This is a genomic window from Sulfitobacter sp. HI0027 (genome assembly GCF_001634775.1).
GTDB lineage: Bacteria > Pseudomonadota > Alphaproteobacteria > Rhodobacterales > Rhodobacteraceae > Sulfitobacter.
The window spans coordinates 1-326 of record NZ_LWER01000287.1; the positions used below are offsets into that span (position 1 = coordinate 1).

Annotated in this window: 1 protein-coding gene; it reads left to right on the forward strand. The window is 52.1% G+C overall.

The genetic code is table 11. From position 1 onward, the window contains the following. Positions 1-122: 122 nt before the first annotated feature. The coding region (locus A3722_RS24860) for a hypothetical protein (protein WP_236627441.1) at positions 123-326 on the forward strand (204 nt) is incomplete at its 3' end.

Here is a 326-nt window from a genome sequence, read left to right on the forward strand (position 1 = left end):
TTTGCCAAGCAGGATCGATGTGCAATCCAATGTGCTTGACTGCGGCCGGGCGCGCGAAATGTTGGGCTGGGAAGCAAAAATATCACTTAACAATGGGCTTGTGAAACTCGTGGAGCGCATGAATGTTCATCACAACAGAAAGTAATCAAACAGCGCTCGACCCAAAGCGACGCACAATGACATGGCCTGGTCCGCGGATCCTTGTGACCGGTGCTGAGGGACAGCCGTCCCGCGACTGGATTGCATCGGCGGAAGTGTATTATTTGGTTGTTGACCTTTTGGTGGCTCCTGTTAGCCGCTTTGATGCCCTGCGTAATGTATTGAAC